11 protein-coding genes are annotated in these 17,539 nt (G+C 36.3%); 2 read left to right on the forward strand and 9 right to left on the reverse strand.

Annotated elements, in window-relative coordinates; genetic code table 11:
• Positions 1–331: 331 nt before the first annotated feature.
• From ACFO7M_RS11130 to ACFO7M_RS11155, 6 genes are all read right to left on the reverse strand, one after another.
• On the reverse strand, positions 332–1,351 hold the full coding sequence (locus tag ACFO7M_RS11130; RefSeq protein WP_379715979.1) for an SseB family protein: 1,020 nt from the start codon (positions 1,349–1,351) through the stop codon (positions 332–334).
• A 156-nt stretch (positions 1,352–1,507) separates the two neighbouring features.
• Positions 1,508–4,279 (reverse strand): bifunctional aconitate hydratase 2/2-methylisocitrate dehydratase, encoded by a 2,772-nt coding sequence (locus ACFO7M_RS11135; protein ID WP_379735686.1) that lies wholly within the window; start codon positions 4,277–4,279, stop codon positions 1,508–1,510.
• Between the two features lie 164 nt (positions 4,280–4,443).
• The gene (locus ACFO7M_RS11140) at positions 4,444–5,565 is read right to left on the reverse strand and encodes an acyltransferase family protein (protein WP_379735688.1); all 1,122 of its coding nucleotides are present in this window, start codon (positions 5,563–5,565) and stop codon (positions 4,444–4,446) included.
• An 11-nt stretch (positions 5,566–5,576) separates the two neighbouring features.
• Complete coding sequence (locus ACFO7M_RS11145) at positions 5,577–6,530, reverse strand: AAA family ATPase (RefSeq protein ID WP_379735689.1); 954 nt, start codon at positions 6,528–6,530, stop codon at positions 5,577–5,579.
• 78 nt (positions 6,531–6,608) lie between these two features.
• The gene (locus ACFO7M_RS11150) at positions 6,609–7,964 is read right to left on the reverse strand and encodes a peptidylprolyl isomerase (protein ID WP_379715991.1); all 1,356 of its coding nucleotides are present in this window, start codon (positions 7,962–7,964) and stop codon (positions 6,609–6,611) included.
• 23 nt (positions 7,965–7,987) lie between these two features.
• Positions 7,988–9,964, reverse strand: coding sequence for a peptidylprolyl isomerase (locus ACFO7M_RS11155; protein ID WP_379735691.1), 1,977 nt, complete (start codon positions 9,962–9,964; stop codon positions 7,988–7,990).
• Between the two features lie 153 nt (positions 9,965–10,117).
• Between ACFO7M_RS11155 and ACFO7M_RS11160 the strand changes: the two genes are divergently transcribed.
• Together ACFO7M_RS11160 and ACFO7M_RS11165 are read left to right on the forward strand one after the other, a co-directional pair.
• On the forward strand, positions 10,118–11,707 hold the full coding sequence (locus ACFO7M_RS11160) for a peptide chain release factor 3 (RefSeq protein ID WP_379735692.1): 1,590 nt from the start codon (positions 10,118–10,120) through the stop codon (positions 11,705–11,707).
• A gap of 119 nt (positions 11,708–11,826) precedes the next feature.
• The gene (locus tag ACFO7M_RS11165) at positions 11,827–12,090 is read left to right on the forward strand and encodes a hypothetical protein (protein WP_379735694.1); all 264 of its coding nucleotides are present in this window, start codon (positions 11,827–11,829) and stop codon (positions 12,088–12,090) included.
• A 294-nt stretch (positions 12,091–12,384) separates the two neighbouring features.
• Here the strand turns inward: ACFO7M_RS11165 and ACFO7M_RS11170 are convergent, their stop codons facing one another.
• The 3 genes from ACFO7M_RS11170 to rpoC form a co-directional block, all read right to left on the reverse strand.
• Positions 12,385–12,837, reverse strand: coding sequence for a DUF3997 domain-containing protein (locus ACFO7M_RS11170; protein ID WP_379735696.1), 453 nt, complete (start codon positions 12,835–12,837; stop codon positions 12,385–12,387).
• Between the two features lie 5 nt (positions 12,838–12,842).
• Positions 12,843–13,154, reverse strand: coding sequence for a DUF3467 domain-containing protein (locus ACFO7M_RS11175; RefSeq protein WP_379716003.1), 312 nt, complete (start codon positions 13,152–13,154; stop codon positions 12,843–12,845).
• A gap of 83 nt (positions 13,155–13,237) precedes the next feature.
• The gene (gene rpoC / locus ACFO7M_RS11180) at positions 13,238–17,539 is read right to left on the reverse strand and encodes a DNA-directed RNA polymerase subunit beta' (protein WP_379716006.1); all 4,302 of its coding nucleotides are present in this window, start codon (positions 17,537–17,539) and stop codon (positions 13,238–13,240) included.

The following is a 17,539-nucleotide window of genomic DNA, read 5'->3' on the forward strand; positions in this document are numbered from 1 at the left end:
ACTATCAAATCAGTGTAAATATAGCTAAACCTTACAAATAGTAATCCAACAAAAAACCCGAGCTTTCACTCGGGTTTTCTTATTTATGTACAGAACTATTATTTTACCTATAACTTGTGAGAAGGCGAAAACTTCGTCAAGTTAATTCGTTCTACTGCTGCGGTGTACTCAACTTGCTACTCAAAGTCTGTCTAAATCAAATTTTCGATTTCTCGACTTTGAGGAACCGAACAACCTATTTATCAAATGAATGTTTCACGAACGAGACAAATGTATCAGAGAAGGACTCAAAGTCAGGAGACTTTGTGTAGCGGGGTTAGTATTGGTTTAATTATATTGCATCTTCGAAAGTTGGTCTCTTACGTTTACCTAAAATAACATCTTCAACAATTGATTTAATATTTTTATTTACTGAATCATTGGGGTGAATTTTAATGGCTTTTTCAATCATATCTTTCGCTTCGTTATCCTTATAGGCAAGTAGCAAATTCATTGCATGATTTCCCATTACTGCATAATCATTTGAACTTCTCTTTAAAGCTTCTCCCGAATAATATAAAGCTGCATCAGTATCTTTAAGATGCATGGCTTCCAATGAAGCTTCCAATGGAATCGCATGATTTTCCAATTCGATTTTGAAAGCCGCTTCCAATTGTTCAAAAGCCTCAGAATGTCTTTCTAAACGCTGTAATGATTTCGCCATTAAAAACATGCTTTGCCAATGTTCAGGGAAAATTGCAATGCATTTTTGAAAATCATTTATTGACTCTTCGAGTCTCAGCTTATGAGATTCTTCCAATTTTTTTATTTTGTAACCATCAAGTATGATTAGTCCTTCTTGTCTTTTTTTAGCTCTCTCAAAAATTTCATTTATCTCTTGGTATTTTTTATTTTCAAGTTCAAATTTATCTATCTCGTCATAGATAGTTCCATTCATGATACTCTCAATTTCTTCTGGAATTAATTCTTTCCAGTATTCAGAATAGGGGTTTAACACAAAAGTAACTCCCTTTGTAATCTCAAATAAAACTTGACCTTGCAAACTTAAATAACTCACCTCATCTTTAATAATACCTTTATCAAAAATCCTATTAGTCGAAGTAAATACGGGTATTTTCCCGTCATCAAAAGTCACAAACTGTACTTTTATATTTTCATCTGATCCACTAGATTCTTGAACTTGACCGGGGTTATCTGCCGTCAAAACAAATAATTGATTCCATAATAACTTTTGATAAAAAGCCTTTTGAGCTCTTGTATCTGAACTTGCCTGCAATAAACATTTTTCCAACTCATTTTCGGGAAATGTTAAATCGGTCTTCTTTTTCTTAAATATATCAAATAATCCCATCTAGTATTGTTTTGGCATTCCTAAATATAAAAATTTATGGTAAACTATTTTTATAAACATCAATAATAAACAAAAGGAAACCATGTTCATTATTCTATTATATATTACAAAAAACCCGAGCTTTCACTCGGGTTCCCATACTTATCTAATAATTTATTATTTCACTAATAATTTATGAGAAGGTGCAAACTTAGTCAAGTTAATCCCTTCCACTGCTGCAGTGTATTCTTCGATATTTGGTGTTCTACCCAAGATCGTTGACAATACTACTACCGGTGTAGAAGACAATAATGATTCTCCTTTTTTCTCCGCAGAGTCTTCCACCACACGTCCTTGGAACAAACGTGTAGAAGTTGCCATTACCGTATCTCCTTTAGCCGCTTTTTCCTGGTTACCCATACACAAGTTACAACCTGGACGCTCTAAGTATAACATGTTTTCGTATTCAGTACGAGCTGCAGCTTTAGGTGCATTATCGTCAAATTCGAAACCAGAGTATTTTTGCAATACTTCCCAGTCACCTTCTGCTTTTAATTCGTCAACGATGTTGTATGTCGGAGGTGCAACAACTAAAGGCGCTTTGAATTCTACTTTACCATTTTGAGCTTCGATGTTTTTCAACATTTGTGCTAAAATTTTCATATCGCCTTTGTGTACCATACACGAACCGATGAAACCTAAATCAACGGTTTTAGTTCCGCCATAGAAAGACAATGGACGAATTGTATCGTGTGTATAACGTTTAGAAACATCTGCATTGTTTACATCTGGATCGGCAATCATTGGTTCAGCAATAACATCTAGATCCACTACAACCTCAGCATAGTATTTTGCATTCGCATCCGGACGTAACGCAGGCTCTTCGCCTGATCTGATTTCCGCAATACGTTGGTTTGCTTTGTCGATTAATCCTTGTAATACTTGAGTTGCGTTATCCATACCTTTATCGATCATGATTTGGATTCTGCCTTTTGCAATTTCCAATGATTCGATTAAAGTTTCATCTTCTGAAATACAGATCGACGCTTTTGCTTTCATTTCAGCCGTCCAATCCGTAAATGTAAACGCTTGATCCGCAGTTAATGTACCAATGTGAACTTCGATGATTCTACCTTGGAATACATTTTCGCCACCAAATTGGTGTAACATTTGTGCTTGCGTAGCATGAACTACATCACGGAAATCCATGTATGATTTCATTTCACCTTTGAAGGTTACTTTAACCGATTCTGGAATTGGCATTGAAGCTTCACCCGTTGCTAACGCTAACGCAACAGTTCCTGAATCCGCACCAAACGCCACACCTTTTGACATACGTGTGTGTGAGTCACCACCAATAATGATTGCTCTATCATCAACCGTAATATCGTTCAATACTTTGTGAATAACGTCAGTCATTGAGTGATACACTCCTTTAGGGTCACGAGCCGTGATCAATCCGAAATCATTCATGAATTTCATTAATTTCGGAATGTTGGTTTGTGCTTTTTTATCCCAAACCGAAGCCGTGTGACATCCTGATTGGTACGCACCGTCCACAATTGGAGAAATCGTCGTTGCCGCCATTGATTCTAACTCCTGCGCCGTCATTAAACCTGTAGTATCTTGAGAACCTACGATGTTTACCGTTACACGAACGTCAGAACCTGCGTGCAATACTTTTTTAGAAATCGTACCTACCGCGTTACGGTTGAAGATTTTCTCAACAGCAGTCAATCCTTGCCCTTCGTTGTGAATCTCTTTAGAAGGAGCGTATACTAAAGGCGCATCGATTCCTAATGTTTTAGCCGCAAATGTTTGTAGTTTTTTACCAAAAACGATAGCGTAAGAACCACCCGCTTTGATAAACTCCATTTTTTGAGGCGTGAATGATCTTGAGATATCGATTAACTCTTGATCACCATTGTATAATTTTTTTGATTTTGTATTGATCGTTAAAACAGTACCTGTTGCTACAGAGTATTTTTGCTCTAAAACCGGCTCACCGTTTTCATCACGAACCACTTCACCGTTAGCATCCGTTTTCTTTACCCAGTTTTTAAGGTCGATTCCGATACCACCCGTTACGTCAACTGTAGTTAAGAAGATTGGCGAAATACCATTTGTTCCACCCACAATTGGAGCAATGTTCACGAAAGGCACATAAGGACTTGCTTGTTTACCTGTCCAAAGCGCTACGTTATTAACCCCTGACATACGAGAAGAACCTACACCCATTGTCCCTTTTTCTGCAATCAACATTACTGATTTGTCTGGATGTTGCGCTTGTAACGCTTTGATTTCTTCTTGAGCTTCAGGCGTAATCATACACTTCCCGTGTAATTCACGGTCTGAACGCGAGTGTGCTTGATTACCTGGAGATAACAAGTCGGTTGAAATATCACCTTCACCAGCGATGAAAGTTACTACTTTGATTTCTTCTGTTACTTCAGGCAATTTGGTAAAAAACTCTGCTTTCGCATAACTTTCTAAGATTTCTTTTGCCACAGTGTTACCCGCTTCATAAGCTACTTTCAAACGATCCATATCGGCATCGTACAAGTATACTTGCGTTTTTAACACCTCAGCCGCTTGTTTCGCGATTGCTTCATCGTTTCCTAAAGCCAAGTCCAACAATGCAATGATTGATGGTCCACCTTTCATGTGCGATAACAATTCGAAAGCAAAAGCTGGAGTAATTTCAGCTACAGTTGCTTCGCCTAAAATAATTTCTTTTAAGAATGCAGCTTTCACACCTGCCGCCGGAGTAGTCCCTGGCAATGTATTGTAGATAAAAAACTTAAGAGAATCTTCTCTATTTGGGTTACTTGTATCTTTAATTTGAGTGATAATTTCGCTTACTAGTTCAGCTCCATCAATTGGTTTTGGGTGAAGCCCTTGAACTTTACGCTCTTCAATTTCTTTAATGTAGTCGTTATAAATGTTCATTTTAGAAGTTTTATTTTTTGTTGCACAAATTTACAAAATTGGATTTTCGGTTGAAAATTTTTCAATCAAATAAGTTATTCAGTTGTAATAATTTACGAAAAGCATAGTCTGGTGATTGATTTTTTGCGAAAATTCAAATTAACCGAAATATTATTGACAGAATATTAATTTTTCTCCCTAAGATTCGTCATAGGTTTTTCGAAAAATCGATATAAAATATAGGAAAAAGAAACTACAATTCCCCAATAGACCAAAGTATATATCCACAAAGCGGTTCCTTTGAGATTATCGGAAGGATAAATAGTTTTCATGGCATGCAAAATCACTGTATAGTGCAGTAAATAAATACTATACGCCAACAAACTGATTAACGTTACCCATTTCAATCCAAAACTTGGCTTCATCTTTAGGCGCGTCAAATACGGAATCGTCAAACAGATAGCGACTGAATTAAGAGGCAAATACAAGACATCAAAAAAGAAGGGAGTATTTTCAACTTTAACTCCAATGGCAAAGAGAAAAATATGGAGTACAAAAACGCCAATAAATCCGATTACAAACAAAATACTATCCCACTTTTTCGTTATTTCTCTTTTGCTATAAAAATAAAAGAGTACAAAACCGTAGTAAATAGCGTCCAAACGATAAATGGAAACCTTGCGTAAATTTTCATTCCAATCATAAATAGACGTCGTATCATGATGGAAATGATAATACACTCTCACGAAGAAAAATACAGTTATGACAAACAGACTCATCCATAAGAAAAGGAGTGACCGCTTCTTATTTGGAAAAAGGCGAATTAAGAAAAATAGTGTAAATGGGCCAATGATATAGCAAAACTGTTCGACAGAAAGACTCCACGCTACACGGTAAAAATCGGGAGAGGTTTTGGTAAAATTCTGAAGGTACACAAAGTACAATAGCAGCTTTTCTGGAATTTTTTGGTAAATCACATACCAAAGCACCAGATTCAAGAAGAGCACAAAATAATAGTTGGGAAGGGTACGATACCATCTTCTTTTCAGGAACAAAAAGATCGATTGTATTGAGAAATCATCCTCATGAATTAACCGCATCACGATTTTACCAATCAGAAAACCACTGATAATAAAAAAAATCTCCACACCGATTGTACCACTCAGCTGCATTAGCCAACTCACTAGCGGCGGATAATGATTACTAATCCATAAAGTATGCGCAAAAACCACCAAAGTGATAGCCACAGTTCTGGCTAAATCCAGTCCCGGATTTCTTTTGGACAAGTCAACGTTTAAACCAAACATTTCGTTTGACTCTAAAACAATTTTTTAATAATTGCTTCTTCAGAAATACCTTCCGCGTCTGCCTTATAATTTTTGATGATTCGGTGTCGAAGAATACCTATGGCAACAGCTTGCACATCTTCTATATCCGGAGAAAACTTTCCATTCAATGCTGCATGCGTTTTAGCTGCTAATATTAAATTTTGCGAAGCACGAGGTCCGGCACCCCAATCCAAGTAATTTTTAATAAAATCTGTAGCTAAAGGATTATCAGGACGTGTTTTAGACACCAAGGTCACCGCATATTCAATTACATTATCAGCAACGGGTATACGACGAATCAAATGCTGAAAATCAATAATTTCCTGCGCTTTAAACAACGGATTAATCGTTGCAGAAAAATCGGCTGTTGTGCTTTTCACTACTTGAACTTCCTCTGCAAAAGAAGGATAATCTAATTTTATTGCAAACATAAAACGATCCAATTGCGCCTCAGGCAAAGGATAGGTTCCTTCCTGCTCGATAGGGTTTTGTGTTGCCAACACAAAGAATGGCAAATCTAGTTTATAATGATGTCCGGCAATTGTCACCGCTTTTTCCTGCATAGCTTCAAGTAATGCAGCTTGCGTTTTTGGCGGCGTACGGTTAATCTCATCCGCTAAAATAATATTGGAAAATATAGGACCTTTGATGAATTTGAATGTTCTGTTTTCATCTAATATTTCACTTCCTAAAATATCGGAAGGCATCAAATCGGGTGTAAACTGAATGCGTTTAAAATCCAATCCCAATGCTTGAGAAATCGTATTAACCATTAATGTTTTCGCTAATCCGGGTACACCAACTAATAAAGCATGTCCTCCAGAGAAAATACTAAGTATAATTTGGTTTACAACTTCTTCTTGGCCAACAATAATTTTTGAAATTTCTTCTTTGAGCTCTTTTTGTTTTTGAACTAGGTTTTGGATCGCAGCAACGTCAGACATCTTGGAATATATTTAAATTAAAAAGAGTTAGTTTATGAATTCATAAAACTAACTCTTTTCTCTGAAATACTAAAATATTTATTTTTTCAACCAATTATTGGTAAAAGCACAATCGCGGTATTCCCCATTGATTTTGATGTAGGTTTCCTTGATCTTCTCTTCTGTCCATTTTGCAATGGCTTTGATTTGTTTTTCTTTTAATGCCAATTCTTTAAGACGACCATAATCTTTCGAGTAGTCTGCAGTATGCTCATCAAAACGATTAGCTACCGTCATGATTTTGTAAAATTTACCACCAGAGCGTTCTTCATCAACGATAGGCAAAGAAACTTCTCCGTCTTTTAAATTAGCAACAATACCATACAAAGAAGGATCCATTTTTGTCAATTCAAAACGAGAATCTTGAGTTCTAGGATTCGTCAAAACACCACCGTCGTTACGTGTTTCTTTTTCATCAGATAGTTTACGTGCTGCTTCGGCAAAAGTAATTTCCTTGTTTAAAATTCTTGTTCTGATTAGATCAATTTTTTCTTTAGCCGCTTTCATTGCTTCATTTGAAACTTTTGGCTTAATCAAAATATGTCTTACATCGATTTCCTGTCCTCTAACTTTTTCTAGAAAAATAATGTGGTATCCAAATTCAGTTTTAAATGGCTCAGAAATTTCACCTTCTTGCAAGCTAAATGCAACATCTTTGAATTCTTTAACAAACTGTGTTTTTCGGTTCATTTTATACAAACCGCCTGTTGATCTTGATCCTTCATCTTCTGTGTATAAAACAGCCTTACTGAAAAAACTAGCTCCATTTTCAAGAATATCTTTTTTAAAGCCTTTCAATTGATCAATTACTTGTTGCTCGGCCTCTTTTGAAATTACTGGCTTCACTACAATTTGAGCGACTTCCATTTCAGCTCCAAAAACAGGCAATTCCTCTTTTGGAATTTTTTTATAAAAGTCACGTACTTCCTCAGGAGTAATTGTTATTTCATTGATAATTTTTCGTTGCATTTCCGAAGTAAGCTTCCCCATTTTGATGATATCAAAAAGTTCTACCTTCAAATCTTCAACGCTTGATTTTTTGAAATACTGTACTACTTTTTCTTCGGATCCTAATTGTTCAACCATATAGCCATACTTTTCATCCAATTTTTCATTGACTTCCGCATCGGTAACAACGATACTATCTTGAATTGCCTGATGTGCATACAATTTATCTTCCAGTAGTTTCCCTAACATTTCGCATCGCGTTATGTTTCCCACTTCAACACCTTGTTGTTTTAATTCCAAGTAGGTTTTGTCAATATCAGAATCCAAAATGACATAATCTCCTACAACTCCTACTACTCCATCAACCTTTGTTTTTTGAGCAGAAACCCCAAAAGCCATCAACAACGTTGCGACGATTACATTACATTTAAAGTTTAAAAATTTCATCTTATTTTATTTATTGGCATTAATTATTTTTTCATGGCTATTTTTAACCTTTGAAAAACTTCTTGATTTATTGTAATTTTAAATTCTTTTCGCAATTCGGAAACCCAATTGTCTTCTAAAAACTGTTGGTAATCGTTGATTACCCTACCTTTTGTTTCTTCCAATGTTTTTGGTCCGCCGGGAATCACTTTCACTACTTTATTTACGAAGTAAAAGTCGCCGTCTTTATAGACATCAGAGACTCCTGTTTTGAATTGTACATTTTTAGGAAAATGCTCGTTTCCTTCCTCGGCAGTTTCCTGTTTTGTCATGATATTGACAACCTCTTTGGTGTTTAATTTTTCTTTTATCGCATCAACTGTTGCATCAGACTGTAACATTTTTTGTGCTTTTTTAGCGATATCAGCCTTTGTTGAAGAAGCAACAATAACGTCAACCCTGTTTTTCCACTGATATTTAGCACCATTTTTAACGAAGAAATCTTTCAATCCAATAGTATCTTGTTTTGCTTTATTCCAGATTTCTTTTTCCATTAGATCGAAAAGCAGCAAACCATCTCTATATTCTTCCACGATATGATCAAACTCAGGGAATTCTTTTTCAAGATTATCGTTATAGTAAACATTCAATTGGTCATCGATGAATTTTTGATAACAATGATCCACTAAATTTCCGATTGGTTTGATCGTAAGATTGGCCTTTTGTTGCGTTTCCAATTCAGACAAAAACACACTTGCTTTTACAGGCTTGTCTTGAATTTTTACCAATTCTTTGTCAAAATCCTTATTATTTGCAGGCAAAGTCCACTTCCCTTCGTAATACGCATCGTTTACTGTAGCTTTCACTTGCTTATATAGCTTATCGTCTCTTTTAACTGAATATTTTTTGCGCAACTTTGCATTCAATGAATTGACAATTAAACGAGAACGTTCGTCTCTACGAATTTTGCTTTCCAAATCACGCTGCATTTCTTCCAGCTTTTGTATTGGATGCTTTTCAATTAATTTGACAATATGCCATCCGAATTGCGTTTCAATTGGCTCTGAAAAATCACCATTGTTTTTTAGACCGAAAGCTACATTTTCGAATTCTTCAGAACTTAACTGACCAGAACCAAATTTTGGTAAAACACCACCTCTAGGACCAGAATTTTTATCTTCAGAAAACTGTGCTGCAAGGCTTTCAAATTTTTCACCTTGCTTTAATTTCGTATAAATATCGTTAATTGTTGTTTTTGCTTTTTCAGCATCGACAGTTTCGTTGCCTGTTGGTTTTGGTTTCATAATCATGATATGCGCCACGGTAATTTCACCCCTGTTATCGCGAATATCCGAAACTTTCACTAGGTGATACCCAAATTTCGTTCTCACCGGCATTGAAATTTCGCCTTTAGGCGTTTTAAACGCAGCACTCTCAAAAGCGTATACCATTCGGAAAGCAGAAAAATACCCTAAATCTCCTTGGTTTTCCTTAGCAGAAGGATCCTGGGAATATTTAATAGCTAAATCTTCAAACTTTTCTCCAGATAACGCTCTTTTTCTGATATCAAGTATTTGATTATAGGCTTTCAATGAATCTGCTGGCAGAGCATTTTCATCAACCATAACCAAAATATGAGATGCTCTTATTTCTTTCTGCATTCTTGCATAGGCTTCATCAAGTAATGCTTTGGTAACTTTAGAATCTGAAGTATAATTTTTAGCCAATTGATTTCGGTACGATTTCAATTCGTTGATATATTTCGGATCATTTTGTAATCCTAATTTATTGGCTTTATTAATTTTCAACTTATACCCCACAAAAAGTTCCAAATATTGATCCAAATCTTTTTGCGACTCATCTTTTACCAGATCAATATTCTTGTTGTAAACTCTTGAAAATTCGTCAGTATAATAAGGTTTATCATCGATGGTAAACAATACTTCTTTTTTTATTTCTTGTGCAAAAGAGAGCGTATTGACACCTAAGAATAAACTTAAAATTAATGTATTAAACTTCATATTCCTTAATTTAATGAGGCTATTTTGGGGTTGGTTTTTTTAATAACGAACAAAAATAGCAATTCGGTTATATTATCCAACTATAATAACGTGTATTAACAAAAAATTATTAACGAAAAATAGTACTTTTGCAATCGATTTTAGAATGATATTATGAGTTTTATAAAAGAAATACAACGCCGAAGAACTTTCGGTATTATATCGCACCCCGATGCAGGTAAAACCACTTTGACTGAAAAGTTGCTTTTATTTGGAGGTGCCATTCAGGAAGCCGGAGCGGTAAAGAGCAACAAAATTAAAAAAGGCGCCACTTCCGATTTCATGGAAATTGAGCGCCAGAGAGGTATCTCGGTAGCGACTTCCGTATTAGCATTCAATTATAAGGACAAGAAAATCAACATTCTTGATACTCCTGGTCACAAAGATTTTGCTGAAGATACTTTTAGAACATTGACAGCTGTTGACAGTGTAATTGTTGTAGTAGACGTTGCCAAAGGGGTTGAGGAACAGACGGAGAAATTGGTGGAAGTATGTCGTATGCGTCATATTCCTATCATTGTTTTCATCAACAAATTAGACCGAGAAGGTAAAGACGCGTTTGATTTGATGGATGAAGTGGAAAAGAAATTAGGCCTTCATGTGACTCCGTTAAGTTTCCCAATTGGAATGGGTTATGATTTCCAAGGGATTTACAACATTTGGGAAAAGAACATCAACTTGTTTGAAGGAGACAGCCGAAAAAACATTGAGGAAACCATTGCATTTGAAGATGTTGACAGTCCGGAGTTAGAGAAAATCATTGGTGAAAAACCTGCTACTAAATTACGTGAAGAGTTAGAATTGATCAATGAAGTATACCCTCCATTTGACAGAGAGGCGTATTTGGCTGGACAATTACAACCCGTATTCTTTGGTTCAGCATTGAACAATTTTGGCGTTCGTGAATTGTTGGATTGTTTTGTTGACATTGCACCAACACCTCGTCCAAAAGATTCGGATACACGCGAAGTGAAACCAGATGAAAACAAATTTTCTGGATTTGTGTTTAAGATACATGCGAATATGGATCCGAAACACAGAGACCGTTTGGCTTTCGTAAAAATTGTATCGGGAACCTTTGAAAGAAACAAACCGTATTTGCATGTTAGACAAGGAAAGAATTTAAAATTCTCGAGTCCGAATGCCTTTTTTGCGGAAAAGAAAGAAATTGTAGACATTTCCTACCCTGGAGACATTGTAGGATTACACGATACCGGTAACTTCAAGATTGGAGATACGTTAACCGAAGGCGAACAAATGAGTTTCAAAGGAATTCCGAGTTTCTCTCCGGAGCATTTCCGTTATATCAATAATGCCGATCCGTTAAAAGCCAAGCAATTGGAAAAAGGAGTAGATCAGTTGATGGATGAAGGAGTAGCGCAGCTATTTACATTGGAAATGAACAACCGAAAAGTAATCGGAACCGTTGGTGCACTACAATATGAGGTTATTCAGTACCGTTTAGAGCATGAATATGGTGCTAAATGTACGTATGAGAACTTCCCTGCATTCAAAGCGTGTTGGGTTAAGCCAGAAGATCCGAAGAATGAAGAGTTTGCTGAATTCAAACGTATCAAACAAAAGTTTTTAGCGAAAGATAAGTATGGGCAATTGGTTTTCTTAGCGGATTCAGACTTCTCAATTCAGATGACACAGAGCAAATATCCGAGCGTGAAGTTGTTTTTCACATCGGAGTTTGAGTAAAGGTTTGTTGTTGATGGTTTATTGTTTGTTGTTAGTAGTTCACTTACTACGGAAAACACTCTATAAATCAGCTTCATTAGATAAATCAGAAATATATTGTTATACTAAAAGACAATGTTTTGTTATTACAGAGCATTGTCTTTTTTCTTTATAGTGATTGGACCTTAACTATTGGAGCACAAAGCCCAACACTAAACACACACGATCCAACACCACAAACACAACATCTAATACTTTTTACACCAGACGTAACGCTCTTTACACAAAGCCCAACACCTTTTACACAAGAACCAACACCTGATGCATTAAATACAACACTCTTTACACGATGCATAACGCCCAATACACAAAGCATAACGCTCTTTACACAAGACACAACGTAAAGTGAACAAGCTTTAATGTAAAGCGCACAAGGCCTAACAATAAGTACACAAGGATTAACAATCTTTACCAGAGTTCTAACAATCAGTGTACAAAGTTTAACCAACTTTACACAAGGCTTAACAATAAGTACATAAAGCCTAACAAGGTTTACACAAGGCTTAACAATAAACACATAAGGCCTAACAATTTTTACACGAGGCCTAGCAAGAGTTACTGGAAGCTTAACAACTTTTACTATTCATTCAACAATAAAAATAGTACAACAAATAAAAAGCGACCGATTGGTCGCTTTTTTAATATTCATAAATATCAATTAATTCAATTTGATTTGGAATTCCAAGAGAATCCAACTTCCTTTTAAATTGATTCTTGTTTAAGTTCTTAAGAACATATTTCTTGTCAGTATCAAGTATACAATAACTTATTTTTGATTCGTCAGGAATCATGTAACTATCATTTCGATCCAATTTTCTTGGTTTTAATTCCTGCCTCTCTGCAATAATAAAATCATTATAATCATTCAATCTTATTACTTTCTCAGGAATCGTGGGAATTTCATCGTTCCATCCATCTTCAGGCGCTATAAAAACACTATTTGACGACGTTCTATATAAAACATAATCTCCTGTAACCTCCTTCGTAAAATCATAAATTCCGGGACCAAAAGGGATTCTTTTGAAAAGAAAAAATCCAGTCAAAATTACAATGACAAAACAAGTTAGAACAATATATTTTATTTTGACCATATTTACTATGCTTGTCCGGTAGGACCGAAATTCAACGGAATAGGAGCTTGTTCCACTTCTTTGATTTCGCCATGTGCATTTTCAAAACGGCTGATGTTTTCAGCCAAGGCTTTTACTAGGCGTTTTGCGTGTTGTGGTGTTAAGATAATTCTTGATTTTACTTTTGCCTTTGGCACACCCGGCATGATATTGATGTAATCTATGACAAACTCAGTATTTGAGTGGTTGATAATCGCTAAATTCGAGTAAATTCCTTCTGCTGTAGCTTCATCTAACTCGATATTGATTTGTCCTTCCGGATTGATTGGGTTGTTCATTATTTCTACATTTAAACATTAAAAAAAAACCTAACAGTAAAGTTACTGTTAGGCTTTATAAATATAGTCAGAAAAATTAATTATTAATAATTATATTCTTCTTTAGTAATCATTAACTCATCATACTCTTCTTTAGAACCTACAATTGTGTTATCGTAGTCTCTCATACCTGTACCGGCTGGGATTCTGTGACCTACAATTACATTTTCTTTAAGACCTTCTAATGTATCTACCTTACCTGCAACAGCAGCTTCGTTCAATACTTTAGTTGTTTCCTGGAACGATGCCGCAGAGATGAATGATTTAGTTTGTAACGATGCTCTTGTAATACCTTGAAGTATTGGAGTCGCAGTAGCTGTGATTACATCACGAGCAGAAACTAAGTTTTTATCTTCACGTTTTAGCAATGAGTTTTCATCACGTAATTCGCGTGCAGTAACAATCTGACCTGGTTTAAGGTTCACAGAGTCACCTGCATCTTCCACGACTTTCATTCCGTATAATTTATCATTTTCAGAAATGAAATCTTTCGTATGAATTAATTGTTCTTCAAGGAATAACGTATCTCCAGGATCTTGAACCTGAACTTTACGCATCATTTGACGGATAACCACCTCGAAGTGTTTATCGTTAATTTTTACCCCTTGTAAACGGTATACCTCTTGAATTTCGTTTACCAAGTACTGTTGAACAGCAGCTGGACCTTGAATTCTTAAGATATCTTCCGGAGTGATAGCACCATCAGAAAGTGGCATACCCGCTCTAACGAAGTCATTTTCTTGTACTAAGATTTGGTTTGATAATTTCACCAAGTATTTCTTGATTTCACCAAATTTAGATTCGATAACGATTTCACGGTTACCTCTTTTGATTTTACCGAAAGACACAACACCGTCGATTTCAGAAACTACAGCTGGGTTAGAAGGATTACGAGCCTCTAGCAACTCGGTAATTCTTGGTAAACCTCCGGTGATATCGCCTGCTTTCGAAGAACGACGAGGGATTTTTACTAAAATTTTACCTGCTTTAATTTTCTCTCCATCTTCTACCATAAGGTGAGCACCTACCGGTAAGTTGTATGTTCTGATTAATTCACCGTCTTTACCATAGATATGTAAAGTTGGGATTAACTTTTTATTTCTACCTTCAGAGATTACTTTTTCTTGGAAACCAGTTTGCTCATCGATTTCAACCATGAACGATTGTCCTTGTTCTAAATCTTCGTAACCGATTTTTCCAGTAAATTCTGAGATAATTACACCATTATAAGGGTCCCATTTACAGATTACATCACCTTTAGCTACTGATTGTGCATCAGTAACGAAGATACTTGAACCGTAAGGGATATTGTGTGTACTTAATAAGATTCCTGTTTTCTCATCAACCAATTTCAATTCAGTTGAACGAGAAATTACGATATCTACTACATTACCTTCGTTATCTTCACCTTTAACCGTTTTCAAATCTTCGATTTCTAAACGACCTGGGAATTTAGCGATGATACTAGACTCTTCAGAAAGACCTCCAGCAACCCCTCCAACGTGGAACGTACGAAGTGTTAACTGAGTACCCGGCTCACCAATTGATTGTGCTGCAATAACACCAACCGCTTCACCTTTTTGAGTCATCTTACCTGTAGCCAAGTTACGTCCGTAACATCTAGCACAAATACCTTTTTCAGCCTCACAAGTTAAAGGAGAACGTACTTCTACTTTTTCAAGTGGAGATTCCTCGATTTCTTTCACAATTGCTTCAGTAATGTGTTCACCAGCAGCAACAATTACGTCAGAAGTTAAAGGATTGATTACATCTTGTAATGCAACACGTCCTAAGATTCTTTCTCCTAAAGATTCAACGATTTCTTCGTTTTTCTTTAAAGCCGTTACTTCCACACCTCTTAAAGTACCACAATCCACTTGGTTTACGATAACATCTTGAGCAACGTCATGTAAACGACGAGTTAAGTAACCCGCATCCGCCGTTTTTAACGCCGTATCCGCAAGACCTTTACGAGCACCGTGCGTAGAGATGAAGTATTCTAAGATCGATAGACCTTCCTTAAAGTTGGATAAGATCGGGTTTTCGATAATTTCACCACCACCAGCAGTTGATTTTTTCGGCTTCGCCATCAAACCACGCATACCGGTTAACTGACGAATCTGTTCTTTCGATCCACGCGCTCCAGAGTCAAGCATCATATATACCGAGTTGAAACCTTGTTGGTCCTCACGGATATTTTTCATTGCTAATTCTGTTAATTGCGCATTGGCAGAAGTCCAGATATCAATAACCTGATTGTAACGCTCATTATTAGTGATAAGACCCATGTTATAGTTCATAGAGATTACCTCTACTTGCTCTCTAGCCTCAGCAATTAATGATTGTTTTTGATCTGGAATTTTAATATCCCCTAATGAGAACGATAATCCTCCTTTGAATGCGAATTTATATCCCATATCCTTCATGTTGTCAAGGAAAGCTGCCGTTGTAGGAACATCAGTTACTGCAAGGATTTTTCCGATGATATCACGAAGTGATTTTTTAGTTAATACCTCATTGATATAACCAGCTGCTTCAGGTACTACTTCGTTGAATAATACTCTACCTGCAGTAGTTTGGATAATTTTATAAACTAATTCTCCATTTTCGTTGAAGTCTTTTGCTCTAATTTTCACACGAGCATTCAATTCCAATCTACCTTCATTCAAAGCAATGTGTACTTCTTCAGCAGAGTAGAAAGTTAAACCTTCACCTAAAATTTTAAGTTCAGGAGTAGTTAAACGCTCTTTGGTCATATAGTAAAGACCAAGTACCATGTCCTGAGAAGGAACCGTGATAGGCGCACCATTTGCAGGGTTTAAGATATTGTGAGAAGCCAACATTAATAATTGCGCCTCTAAAATAGCTTCAGGTCCTAATGGTAAGTGAACCGCCATCTGGTCACCGTCGAAATCGGCGTTGAAAGCCGTACATGTCAACGGGTGCAACTGGATAGCTTTACCTTCGATCAATTTAGGTTGGAAAGCCTGGATACCCAATCTGTGAAGAGTTGGAGCACGGTTTAGTAATACTGGGTGACCTTTGATTACATTTTCAAGGATATCCCAAACTACAGGCTCTTTTTTATCGATGATTTTCTTAGCAGACTTCACTGTTTTTACAATACCTCTTTCGATCAATTTACGGATCACGAAAGGTTTGTACAATTCAGCAGCCATATCTTTTGGTAAACCACACTCATACATTTTCAATTCTGGTCCAACGACAATTACCGAACGAGCCGAGTAATCTACACGTTTACCTAATAAGTTTTGACGGAAACGTCCTTGCTTACCTTTTAATGAATCTGATAATGATTTTAGTGGTCTGTTTGATTCTGTTTTAACAGCAGAAGCTTTTCTAGTGTTATCGAATAATGAATCCACAGCTTCCTGTAACATACGTTTTTCGTTACGTAAGATTACTTCAGGTGCTTTGATTTCCATTAATCGCTTTAAACGATTGTTACGGATGATTACACGACGGTATAAATCATTCAAATCGGAAGTTGCGAAACGACCACCATCTAGAGGCACTAGCGGACGTAATTCAGGTGGAATAACCGGGATCACTTTCAAGATCATCCACTCCGGTAGATTCTCTCTGTTGTTATTCGCTTCACGGAAAGATTCTACAACTTGAAGACGTTTTAATGCTTCAGTTTTTCTTTGTTTCGATGTTTCATTGTTAGCAGCGTGGCGTAATTGGTAAGACAAAGCATCCAAGTCAACACGAGCTAATAAATCCATGATACATTCAGCACCCATTTTAGCGATGAATTTATTTGGATCATGGTCATCTAAATATTGGTTTTCCATTGGAAGAGAGTCCTGAATGTTCAAGTATTCTTCTTCAGTAAGGAAATCTAATTTTTGTAATGATTCACCTTCAGCGTTTTTAGCAATACCCGCTTGGATAACTACATAACGCTCGTAGTAAATGATCATATCTAATTTCTTAGACGGCAAACCTAAGATGTAACCAATTTTGTTTGGTAACGAACGGAAGTACCAGATATGAGCGATAGGCACAACTAAATTGATGTGTCCTACTCTATCACGACGTACTTTCTTCTCGGTAACTTCAACCCCACAACGGTCACAAACGATTCCTTTATAACGGATTCTTTTGTATTTACCACAAGCACATTCGAAATCTTTTACAGGACCGAAAATTCTTTCACAGAAAAGACCATCACGTTCAGGTTTGTGCGTTCTATAGTTGATAGTTTCCGGTTTTAAAACCTCACCTCTTGACTCAGCCAAGATAGATTCCGGAGATGCCAAACCAATCGAAATTTTATCAAATCTCTTAATGGTATTTTTATCTTTATTTCTATTCATCAT

This window comes from Flavobacterium sp. GCM10023249, from assembly GCF_042653365.1.
Taxonomy (GTDB): Bacteria; Bacteroidota; Bacteroidia; order Flavobacteriales; family Flavobacteriaceae; genus Flavobacterium.

Coding starts and splice junctions, on each gene's coding strand:
- ACFO7M_RS11130 (WP_379715979.1), bottom strand. CDS start 1,351: ATGGGATTATTTGATATATTTAAGAAAAAGAAGACCGATTTAACATTT.
- ACFO7M_RS11135 (WP_379735686.1), bottom strand. CDS start 4,279: ATGAACATTTATAACGACTACATTAAAGAAATTGAAGAGCGTAAAGTT.
- ACFO7M_RS11140 (WP_379735688.1), bottom strand. CDS start 5,565: ATGTTTGGTTTAAACGTTGACTTGTCCAAAAGAAATCCGGGACTGGAT.
- ACFO7M_RS11145 (WP_379735689.1), bottom strand. CDS start 6,530: ATGTCTGACGTTGCTGCGATCCAAAACCTAGTTCAAAAACAAAAAGAG.
- ACFO7M_RS11150 (WP_379715991.1), bottom strand. CDS start 7,964: ATGAAATTTTTAAACTTTAAATGTAATGTAATCGTCGCAACGTTGTTG.
- ACFO7M_RS11155 (WP_379735691.1), bottom strand. CDS start 9,964: ATGAAGTTTAATACATTAATTTTAAGTTTATTCTTAGGTGTCAATACG.
- ACFO7M_RS11160 (WP_379735692.1), top strand. CDS start 10,118: ATGAGTTTTATAAAAGAAATACAACGCCGAAGAACTTTCGGTATTATA.
- ACFO7M_RS11170 (WP_379735696.1), bottom strand. CDS start 12,837: ATGGTCAAAATAAAATATATTGTTCTAACTTGTTTTGTCATTGTAATT.
- ACFO7M_RS11175 (WP_379716003.1), bottom strand. CDS start 13,154: ATGAACAACCCAATCAATCCGGAAGGACAAATCAATATCGAGTTAGAT.
- rpoC (WP_379716006.1), bottom strand. CDS start 17,539: ATGATGAATAGAAATAAAGATAAAAATACCATTAAGAGATTTGATAAA.